Consider the following 9,688-nt stretch of genomic DNA (forward strand, 5'->3'; position numbering starts at 1 on the left):
CCCACCAAGCACCCGCCCCAGCGCCTCGCCGAACAGCCGGGCCCCGACCACATGCAGCTCGGGCAGCCCGTGCGCGCCGCTGGAGAACAACAGCTTCCCGAACGGCGCGAGTTCGAGCACCTCAGCGAGCAGCGCCGCCGCCCGCGCCCCGGTGCGGACAAGCGGGGCGCCCAGATCCGCGTACACATGCGGGAACGCCCCGGCGAGCTGCGCCGCGTTGCGGTGGTACGGGTAGCGGTGCAGCAGCACGAGATCGGTGCCGAGCCCCGCGGTGGCCCGCGCGAACGCCGCGACATGGCACTGCGGATCGCCCGCCCCCGCGTGCAGTTGGAGCGGCCGCCCTGAGGCCACCGCGATCCAGACGAGATGCCGAAGGAGTACGGGGTCGGTGAGCCGGCCGCCGTTCCCGCCGCCCCTGAGCGCGGCGCTCCGCTCGGCCCAGCGGGTGGTCAGCCAGCGGGCGGCGGCGGACCGCACCTCTCCCGCCTCGGGCGGTTCGGGGGCGTGGCCGAGACCCTGCGCGCCCTCGACCGAGGCGAAGGCGACGGCACCGGCGGCCGCTCCGTGCACGGCCTCGGCGAGGTTGGCGAGGAAGGACTCGACGGTGCCGGAGGTGTCGGCGACCTGCTCGGCGAGGAGTTCGAGGCGGACGATCTCGTGGGCCTCGGCGTCGCCTGCGGCGGCCAGTTCAGGCGGCCCTGTGAGGTCGCCGGGGAGCCCGGTGTCGACCAGGTAGGTGTGGATGCCGGTGGCCCGGAGCAGCCGTCGGCCGGTCTCGAGGACGCCGAGCTCGCGGCGCCGGGCCAGATAACGGGCGGGCCCGCAGTGCGGTTCGAGGCCGAGCAGCGGCGGACACCAGCGGCGTACCGCGAAGCCGGTCTGGGTGTCGAAGAAGGTGGTGCCGGGCGCGGGTGGCCCCTCGCCCCGCCCGAGGTGGGCCTCGAACGTGCCGAGGCCCAGCTCCGTACGCAGCACCCCGTGGCAGTACTGGTCCACCAGGGGCGGTGTCTCGATCATCCGGGCTCCCGTACGTGGACCGTCGCGGTGTCTACGGTCCTAACGGGTGAACCCGGCCTCAGGTGTTGCTAGGTCCCCCGACCTGGATCCCGGCCATGCGCGACCACTCGTACGGGCCGGTCTTCACCTTGGCCGCGAAGTCGCCGTCGAAGTCCTCGTGGAGGGTGAGTCCGGACTTGGCGACGGCGCTGCGGGCGATGGCGTCGGTGCGGGCGACGAGGTCGCCCCAGCCGCCGTCCTCACCGACGAGCACGATGCGGGAGCCGCGCTCCCCGATGTACGCGACCTGCGCCTCGGCACCGCCGTGCGCCTTGGCGAAGGCGGCGATCTCCTTGGCGAGCTTCGCCGCCTGCTTCTCGGCGCGCGGGTTCGCGGGGGTCTCTTCGACCTGGGTGTCTGCCATACCGGGATGCTACTTGTGGGTAATCCGTGGCGGCAATGGCCCCTGACACACGATCGCCGGGCGGCTGAGGGTCAGCCGCCCGGCGATCGGAAAATCGATGTCTCAGCGCAGGAAGGGGTCCACCGCGACCGCGACGAACAGCAGCGAGACGTAGGTGATGGACCAGTGGAAGAGGCGCATCTCCTTGAGCTTCGCGCCCGTCACCCCGGACTTGGCGCGGGCCTGCAACGCGTGCGCCTCCCACAGCCAGAAGCCGCCGGTGAGCAGCGCGACCGCGGTGTAGAACCAACCGGTGTAGCCGAGCGGCTGGAGCAGCAGTGAGACGCCGACCATCACCCAGCTGTAGAGCACGATCTGCTTGGCGACGACCTTGTTGGAAGCGATCACCGGGAGCATCGGGATCTGGGCGCGCGCGTAGTCGTCCTTGACCTTCATCGACAGCGGCCAGTAGTGCGGCGGCGTCCAGAAGAAGATCACCATGAAGAGGATGACGGCGGCCCAGGACATCGAGTTGGTGACGGACGACCAGCCGATGAGGACGGGCAGGCAGCCGGCGATGCCGCCCCAGACGATGTTCTGCGCGGTCCTGCGCTTGAGGATCATCGTGTAGACGACCACGTAGAAGAGCAGGGCGCCGAGCGAGAGCGCGGCGGAGAGCCAGTTGACGAGGAGGCCGAACCAGACCGTGGAGATCACGGCGAGGGCGACGCCGAAGACCAGGCCCTCGGTGGGGCTGATCAGGCCGGTGACCAGCGGACGGTTCCGGGTGCGGTCCATCAGGGCGTCGATGTCCCGGTCGTACCACATGTTCAGGGCGTTGGCGCCGCCCGCGGAGAGGTAGCCGCCGAAGCAGGTCGCGAGGACCAGCCACAGGTTGGGCACGCCCTGCTCGGCGAGGAACATCACCGGGACCGTGGTGATGAGCAGCAGCTCGATGATGCGGGGCTTGGTCAGCGCCACGTACCCCATGACCAGCGCACCGAACGGCCGACGGCCGGCGTTCGTCCCGGGCTCACCCGCCGCGTCCTCGGTACGGGCAGTGCCCCCACCATCTGGACGGGATTCAACGGCCGTCACGCACACCCCTGACAGAGACTCCCAGCAAGCCGACCGTGGGTGTCATCCGAATATGAAGACCCGGTAAAGGCTCGCGCGTACCACGCCACTGTAGACGTAGGCCATACCCGGCTCTGCGCGGGGGTCCGTCGTGTTGGGCCCGTTGCCGCAACGGGCTCTGCCCGCTCACTTGACCTCGCGCGTGAGGCAAGTGAGCGGGCCGGTGGTGGACGCGCGGTGGACCGCTCGGGAGGCGAAGGTGACCGCGTCCCGGCAGTCTGGATTGAGCCGAAAAAATGCACGCTCTCGCGGCGGTAGGCTCGACATCGACCGGCGCGCGATGGCGCCGTGAGTCGACGACGTACGACGACGGACGATGTTGTCCGACGACGACGTCCGTCATGTAGAGCATGTGGAGAGGAGCCCTGACCCAGGGTGAGCACCGAGCCGACCACCACAGACCTCGAGTGGACCGATCTTGACCAGCGGGCTGTTGACACCGCCCGCGTCCTGGCCATGGATTCCGTACAGAAGGTCGGCAACGGCCATCCCGGTACGGCCATGAGCCTCGCGCCCGCGGCGTACACCCTCTTCCAGAAGGTGATGCGGCACGATCCGGCGGACGCGGACTGGGTGGGCCGTGACCGGTTCGTCCTCTCCGCGGGACACTCCTCGCTGACGCTGTACATCCAGCTGTACCTGGCCGGTTTCGGCCTGGAGCTCGATGACCTGAAGGCGTTCCGCACCTGGGGCTCGAAGACCCCGGGCCACCCGGAGTACGGCCACACCACCGGCGTCGAGACCACCACGGGCCCGCTGGGCCAGGGCGTCGCGAACGCCGTGGGCATGGCGATGGCCGCCCGCTACGAGCGCGGTCTGTACGACCCTCAGGCGCCCGCGGGCGAGTCCCCGTTCGACCACAACGTCTTCGTCATCGCCGGTGACGGCTGCCTGCAGGAGGGCATCTCCGCGGAGGCGTCCTCGCTGGCCGGGCACCAGAAGCTCGGCAACCTGGTGATGCTGTGGGACGACAACCACATCTCCATCGAGGGCGACACCGAGACGGCCGTCTCCGAGGACACCCTCAAGCGGTACGAGGCGTACGGCTGGCACGTGCAGCGTGTCGAGCAGCTGCCCAGCGGCGACCTGGACCCGAAGGGTCTGTTCGAGGCGCTGCAGGCCGCGAAGGCCGTCACGGACAAGCCGTCGTTCATCGCGGCCCGTTCGATCATCGCCTGGCCCGCGCCGAGCGCGCAGAACACCGAGGCCGCGCACGGTTCGGCCCTGGGTGACGAGGAAGTGGCCGCCACCAAGCGGGTCCTGGGCTTCGACCCGGAGCAGTCCTTCGAGGTCTCCGACGAGGTCATCGGTCACACCCGCGAGGCGCTCGAGCGTGGCGCGCAGGCCAAGGCGGAGTGGGAGAAGTCCTTCGCCGCGTGGCGCACCGCCAACCCGGAGCGTGCCGCCGAGTTCGACCGTACGCAGGCCAGTGAGCTGCCGGCCGGCTGGGAGGAGAAGCTCCCCGAGTTCGAGACCGGCAAGGGCCTGGCGACGCGTGCCGCGTCCGGCAAGGTGCTGCAGGCGCTCGGCGCGGTGATCCCGGAGCTGTGGGGCGGCTCGGCCGACCTGGCGGGCTCCAACAACACCACGATCGACAAGACGAGTTCGTTCCTCCCCGAGGGCAACCCGCTGCCGGGCGCGGACCCGTACGGCCGGACGATCCACTACGGCATCCGCGAGCACGCCATGGCCGCGGCCATGAACGGCATCGCACTGCACGGCCACACCCGTATCTACGGCGGCACCTTCCTGGTGTTCTCCGACTACATGCGCAACGCGGTGCGGCTCTCGGCGCTCATGCACCTGCCGGTGACGTACGTGTGGACGCACGACTCGATCGGCCTCGGCGAGGACGGCCCGACCCACCAGCCGGTGGAGCACCTGGCCTCGCTGCGCGCGATCCCCGGTCTGAACGTCGTCCGTCCCGCGGACGCCAACGAGACCGCCGTCGCCTGGCGCGAGATCCTGAAGCGCTACACCAAGGAGTTCGGCAAGGGCACCCCGCACGGTCTCGCCCTCACCCGCCAGGGTGTGCCGACCTACGAGCGCAACGAGGCCGCCGCCAAGGGTGGTTACGTGCTGTTCGAGGCCGAGGGCGGCGAGCCCGAGGCGATCCTGATCGGTACGGGTTCCGAGGTGCAGCTGGCCGTCGAGGCGCGCGAGCAGCTGCAGGCCGCCGGTGTGCCGACCCGGGTCGTGTCGATGCCGTGCGTGGAGTGGTTCGAGGAGCAGTCGCAGGAGTACCGCGACAGTGTCCTGCCGCCGTCCGTCAAGGCGCGTGTGGCGGTCGAGGCCGGTATCGGTCTGACCTGGCACAAGTACGTCGGCGACGCCGGACGCATCGTCTCCCTCGAGCACTTCGGCGCCTCCGCCGACGCCAAGGTCCTCTTCAAGGAGTTCGGCTTCACCGCCGACGCCGTGGCCGCCGCGGCCAAGGAATCCCTTGAGGCCGCGCAGCGCTGACGCCGGTACCTGACGACTTACCCCTCATCACAAGCAGGAGATGCAATTTCCATGACAGACGCACTGAAGCGCCTCTCTGAAGAAGGCGTCGCGATCTGGCTGGACGACCTGTCGCGCAAGCGGATCACGTCCGGCAACCTCGCCGAACTGATCGACGAGCAGCACGTCGTGGGCGTCACGACCAACCCGTCGATCTTCCAGAAGGCGATCTCGTCCGGTGACGGGTACGAGCAGCAGCTCGCCGACCTCGCGGCCCGCAAGGTGACCGTCGAGGAAGCGATCCGCATGATCACGACGGCGGACGTGCGGGACGCGGCCGACATCCTCCGCCCGGTGTTCGACGCCACCGGCGGCAAGGACGGCCGGGTGTCGATCGAGGTCGACCCGCGCCTGGCGCACCACACCACGGCCACGGTCGCCGAGGCCAAGCAGCTGGCCTGGCTGGTGGACCGGCCGAACACGCTGATCAAGATCCCGGCGACCAAGGCGGGCCTGCCCGCGATCACCGAGGTCATCGGCAAGGGCATCAGCGTGAACGTGACGCTGATCTTCTCGCTCGAGCGGTACCGCGAGGTCATGGACGCCTACCTGGCGGGTCTGGAGAAGGCGAAGGCCGCGGGCCTCGACCTCTCCCTGATCCACTCGGTGGCGTCCTTCTTCGTGTCCCGCGTGGACACCGAGATCGACAAGCGCATCGACGCCCTGGGCACGGACGCGGCGAAGGCCGCCCGCGGCAAGGCCGGTCTCGCCAACGCCCGCCTGGCGTACGAGGCGTACGAGGAGGTCTTCTCCTCCGACCGCTGGGCCGCCCTGGACAAGGCGGGCGCCAACAAGCAGCGCCCGCTGTGGGCCTCGACCGGCGTGAAGGACAAGGCGTACAAGGACACCCTGTACGTCGACGACCTGGTCGCGCCGAACACCGTGAACACCATGCCGGAGGCGACCCTCGAGGCCACCGCCGACCACGGCCGGATCACCGGCGACACCGTCTCGGGGACGTACGAGCAGGCCCGTGCCGAGCTCGACGCCGTCGAGAAGCTGGGGATCTCCTACGACGACGTGGTGCAGCTGCTCGAGGACGAGGGCGTCGACAAGTTCGAGTCCTCCTGGAACGACCTGCTCAAGTCCACCGAGGCGGAGCTCAAGCGCCTCGCCCCTTCGGAAGGCTGACTTTGTCTCCCACTGTCAACGGAGCCAACCCGCTTCGTGACGCACTGGACCGACGGCTCCCGCGTATCGCGGGGCCGTCGGGCCTGGTGATCTTCGGCGTCACGGGCGATTTGTCCCGTAAGAAGCTGATGCCTGCCGTCTACGACCTGGCCAACCGGGGCCTGCTGCCGCCGGGCTTCTCGCTCATCGGCTTCGCCCGCCGCGAGTGGCAGGACGAGGACTTCGCGCAGGAGGTGCACGACGCGGTCAAGGAGCACGCCCGCACGCCGTTCCGCGAGGAGGTCTGGCAGCAGCTGAGCCAGGGCATGCGGTTCGTGCAGGGCAACTTCGACGACGACGACGCGTTCGAGACGCTGAAGTCGACGATGGAGGAGCTCGACAAGGCGCAGGGCACGGGCGGCAACTTCGCCTTCTACCTGTCGGTGCCGCCGAAGTTCTTCCCCAAGGTCGTGCAGCAGCTCAAGAAGCACGAGCTCGCCGACCAGAACGACGGGTCCTGGCGGCGCGCGGTCATCGAGAAGCCCTTCGGGCACGACCTGGCCTCGGCGCAGGACCTGAACGCCATCGTGCACGAGGTGTTCAAGCCCGACCAGGTCTTCCGCATCGACCACTACCTCGGCAAGGAGACCGTCCAGAACATCCTGGCGCTCCGCTTCGCCAACACGCTGTTCGAGCCGATCTGGAACCGGTCGTACGTCGACCACGTGCAGATCACGATGGCCGAGGACATCGGCATCGGCGGCCGCGCCGGGTACTACGACGGCATCGGCGCCGCCCGTGACGTGATCCAGAACCACCTGCTCCAACTGCTCGCCCTGACCGCGATGGAGGAGCCCGCCTCCTTCGACGCGGACGCGCTCGCCGCCGAGAAGACCAAGGTCCTCGGCGCGGTGAAGCTGCCGAAGGACCTGTCCGCGCACACGGTCCGCGGTCAGTACGCGGCCGGCTGGCAGGGCGGCGAGAAGGTCATCGGCTACCTCCAAGAGGACGGCATCGACCCCAAGTCGAAGACCGACACGTACGCCGCGATGAAGCTGGAGATCGACAACCGTCGCTGGGCGGGCGTCCCGTTCTACCTGCGCACCGGCAAGCGTCTCGGCCGCCGGGTCACCGAGATCGCGGTCGTCTTCCAGCGCGCCCCGCACTCGCCCTTCGACCACACGGCCACCGAGGAGCTGGGGCACAACGCCCTGGTGATCCGGGTCCAGCCGGACGAGGGCGTCACGATGCGCTTCGGCTCGAAGGTGCCGGGCACGTCGATGGAGGTCCGGGACGTGTCCATGGACTTCGCGTACGGCGAGTCCTTCACGGAGTCGAGCCCCGAGGCGTACGAACGCCTCATCCTGGACGTCCTGTTGGGCGACTCGAACCTCTTCCCGCGCACCGAGGAGGTCGAGTTGTCCTGGAACATTCTCGACCCGATCGAGCGGCACTGGGACACCAACGGCAAGCCCGCGCAGTACCCGTCGGGCACCTGGGGCCCCGTCGAGGCGGACGAAATGCTCGAACGAGACGGACGGAGCTGGCGTCGCCCATGAAGATCGACCTCACGGACACCACGGCCAGCAAGGTCAACAAGGCCCTCGTGCAGGGCCGCCGCGCCATCGGCTCCCCCGCCGTCGGCATGGTGCTCACGCTGGTCATCGTCACCGACGAGGAGAACGCGTACGACTCCCTGAAGGCCGCAAGCGAGGCATCGCGCGAGCACCCCTCGCGCAAGCTGGTGGTCATCAAGCGGGTCTCGCGCTCGCCCCGTGACCGCACGTCCTCGCGTCTGGACGCCGAGGTGCGGGTCGGCACCGACGCGGGCACCGGCGAGACCGTGGTGCTCCGGCTCTACGGCGACGTCGTCAACCACGCCCAGTCGGTGGTCCTGCCGCTGCTTCTGCCGGACGCCCCGGTCGTCGTGTGGTGGCCGGTGAACGCTCCGCTCGACCCGGCCAACGACCCGCTGGGCGCGCTCGCCCAGCGCCGGGTGACCGACACGTACGCGGCGGAGCGGCCGGCCCACGAGCTGGCCGCGCGCGCCGAGACGTACACGCCCGGCGACACGGACCTGGCCTGGACCCGGATCACCCCGTGGCGCTCCATGCTGGCCGCCGCGCTCGACCAGGTGACCTGCAAGGTCACCGCCGTCGAGGTGGAGGGCGAGGAGTTCAACCCGAGCTGCGAACTGCTCGGCATGTGGCTCGCGGACCGGCTCTCGGTGCCGGTGCGGCGCTCGCTGTCCAGCGGTCCAGGACTCACCGCCGTACGCATGGAGACCGACTGCGGTCCGATCGTGCTCCACCGGCCGGACGGCTCGCTCGCCACGCTCTCCATGAAGGGCCAGCCGGACCGCGCGGTGGCGCTGAAGCGGCGCGAGACGGCCGAGCTGATCGCGGAGGAACTGCGCCGGCTCGACCCGGACGACACGTACGCCACGGCGCTGAAGTTCGGCGTGGACCGGCTCGGCGAGCCGGCCCCCGGCACCGCCGCCGCTGAGCAGTCCGGTGCGTCCGATGCATCCGGTGCGTCCGGAGCGGGGGACGCCGCCGCGAAGAAGACCGCCAAGTCCCCGGCGAAGAAGGCGACTTCGGGCGCCTCGGGCGCCTCCGGCGACGGATCGAAGGCGGCCACGAAGTGAGTACGGCCCCTCAGCTCGTCGTCCACCGCGACAAGGAGCTCATGGCCCAGGCCGCGGCGGCCCGCCTGATCACGAAGATCGTGGACGCGCAGGCCGCCCGCGGCTCCGCCTCGGTGGTCCTCACCGGCGGCCGCAACGGCAACGGGCTCCTCACCGCACTCGGCGCCTCCCCCGCGCGGGACGCCGTCGACTGGGGCCGCCTCGACCTGTGGTGGGGCGATGAGCGGTTCCTGCCCGACGGCGACCCGGACCGCAATGTCACCCAGGCCCGCGAGGCGCTGCTCGACTCAGTGCCGCTGGACCCGGCCCGGGTGCACGCGATGCCCGCGTCGGACGGCCCGTACGGCAACGACGCCGACGCCGCCGCCGAGGGGTACGCGGCCGAACTCGCCGCCGCCGCACAGCCGGAGAACCACTCGGCGGCCCCGGCCTTCGACGTGCTGCTCCTCGGGGTCGGCCCGGACACCCACGTGGCGTCCCTCTTCCCGGAGCTGCCCGCGGTACGGGAGACCGAGCGGACGGTGGTGGGTGTGCACGGCGCGCCCAAGCCTCCGCCGACCCGGATCTCCCTCACGCTCCCCGCGATCCGCTCCGCCCGTGAGGTGTGGCTGCTCGCGGCGGGCGAGGACAAGGCGAAGGCCGCGGCCATCGCCCTGTCCGGCGCGGGCGAGATCCAGGCCCCGGCAGCGGGCGCCCACGGCCGCTCCCGCACGCTGTGGCTCCTGGACTCGGCGGCGGCATCGCAGTTGCCGCGAGACCTGTACCCACCGGCGTCGCCGTAACAGAATTCAGCCCCGCCGGCACATTCAGCCCCTCCGGCGTTTGAGGAGGCCCGTCCGGCAGGACTTTCGGGAAGGGGCGGGACTGGGGAAAGAAAACCCCCGGCCCCGCCC

The 9,688-nt window shown here is 70.3% G+C and carries 8 protein-coding genes; 5 read left to right on the forward strand and 3 right to left on the reverse strand.

The features are described 5' to 3' along the window. The 3 genes from GUY60_RS28380 to GUY60_RS28390 form a co-directional block, all read right to left on the reverse strand. A partial coding sequence (locus GUY60_RS28380; RefSeq protein WP_161702867.1) for an amidohydrolase occupies positions 1-1,017 on the reverse strand: 1,017 nt, incomplete at its 3' end. A 58-nt stretch (positions 1,018-1,075) separates the two neighbouring features. Beyond that, positions 1,076-1,420, reverse strand: coding sequence for a hypothetical protein (locus GUY60_RS28385; RefSeq protein WP_161702869.1), 345 nt, complete (start codon positions 1,418-1,420; stop codon positions 1,076-1,078). A gap of 102 nt (positions 1,421-1,522) precedes the next feature. Further along, positions 1,523-2,497, reverse strand: coding sequence for a heme o synthase (locus tag GUY60_RS28390; protein ID WP_376771331.1), 975 nt, complete (start codon positions 2,495-2,497; stop codon positions 1,523-1,525). 414 nt (positions 2,498-2,911) lie between these two features. Between GUY60_RS28390 and tkt the strand changes: the two genes are divergently transcribed. The 5 genes from tkt to pgl are packed head-to-tail and all read left to right on the forward strand — an operon-like array spanning position 2,912 to position 9,577. Continuing rightward, positions 2,912-4,999 carry a transketolase gene (tkt, locus tag GUY60_RS28395; RefSeq protein ID WP_161702873.1) on the forward strand — a complete coding sequence of 696 codons (2,088 nt, stop codon included), beginning with the start codon at positions 2,912-2,914 and terminating at the stop codon, positions 4,997-4,999. Positions 5,000-5,050: 51 nt separating this feature from the next. Next, the gene (gene tal, locus GUY60_RS28400) at positions 5,051-6,169 is read left to right on the forward strand and encodes a transaldolase (RefSeq protein ID WP_161702875.1); all 1,119 of its coding nucleotides are present in this window, start codon (positions 5,051-5,053) and stop codon (positions 6,167-6,169) included. 2 nt (positions 6,170-6,171) lie between these two features. After that, positions 6,172-7,707, forward strand: coding sequence for a glucose-6-phosphate dehydrogenase (zwf, locus tag GUY60_RS28405; protein WP_161702877.1), 1,536 nt, complete (start codon positions 6,172-6,174; stop codon positions 7,705-7,707). Next, a complete protein-coding gene (gene opcA / locus GUY60_RS28410) occupies positions 7,704-8,795 on the forward strand; it encodes a glucose-6-phosphate dehydrogenase assembly protein OpcA (protein WP_161702879.1) in 1,092 nt (363 codons plus the stop codon). The genes zwf and opcA overlap by 4 nt, the downstream gene beginning before the upstream one ends. Further along, entirely contained in the window at positions 8,792-9,577 is a 786-nt protein-coding gene (gene pgl, locus GUY60_RS28415; RefSeq protein ID WP_161702881.1) for a 6-phosphogluconolactonase, read from the forward strand. The genes opcA and pgl overlap by 4 nt, the downstream gene beginning before the upstream one ends. Positions 9,578-9,688: the final 111 nt, after the last annotated feature.

Origin of the sequence: Streptomyces boluensis, assembly GCF_009908195.1 — a bacterium.
GTDB classification, from domain to species: Bacteria; Actinomycetota; Actinomycetes; order Streptomycetales; family Streptomycetaceae; genus Streptomyces; species Streptomyces boluensis.

What these genes read in the sequence shown, in the direction of transcription:
- GUY60_RS28385 (WP_161702869.1), bottom strand. Translation starts at nt 1,420, where the DNA reads ATGGCAGACACCCAGGTCGAAGAGACCCCCGCGAACCCGCGCGCCGAG.
- tal (WP_161702875.1), top strand. Translation starts at nt 5,051, where the DNA reads ATGACAGACGCACTGAAGCGCCTCTCTGAAGAAGGCGTCGCGATCTGG.
- opcA (WP_161702879.1), top strand. Translation starts at nt 7,704, where the DNA reads ATGAAGATCGACCTCACGGACACCACGGCCAGCAAGGTCAACAAGGCC.